At 68.5% G+C, this 451-nt stretch carries 1 protein-coding gene; it reads left to right on the top strand.

From position 1 onward, the window contains the following. The coding region (locus EF834_RS18075) for a condensation domain-containing protein (protein ID WP_164874182.1) at positions 1–451 on the top strand (451 nt) is incomplete at both ends.

Below are 451 nucleotides of genomic sequence, written 5' to 3'. Positions count from 1 at the left end.
TTGCGGGCGCAGGTGGAGTCGGGGGAGTCGTTCACGGATCTGTTGGCGCGGGTGCGGGCGACGGATCTGGCGGCGTTCGAGCATGCGGATGTGCCGTTCGAGCGCCTGGTGGAGGTGCTCGATCCGGCGCGGTCGCAGGGCCGGCATCCGTTGTTCCAGGTGATGCTCACCTTCCAGAACCTGGGCCAGCCCGGACAGCAGGGGCCGGTCGAGGTGGACGGGTTGACCGTTGCCGCGGTCGATTTCGATGCGCAGGTCGCGAAGTTCGATCTGCAGGTGACCGTGGTTCCGGGCGCCGACCGGTGGGCGGTGGATCTGACGTATGCCACCGATCTGTTCGACGAGGCCACGATCGTCTCGTTGGGTGAGCGGCTGGTGCGGGTGCTCGAGGCGGTCACCTCCGATCCGGCGCGGCCGGTGGGGGATGTCGAGGTCCTCGATCAGGCGGAGC

This window comes from Rhodococcus spongiicola, assembly GCF_004011835.1.
In the GTDB taxonomy this organism is placed as follows: domain Bacteria; phylum Actinomycetota; class Actinomycetes; order Mycobacteriales; family Mycobacteriaceae; genus Prescottella; species Prescottella spongiicola.
Note: the sequence above shows the minus strand (reverse complement) of the source record. Positions and strands in the feature narration are given on the sequence as shown.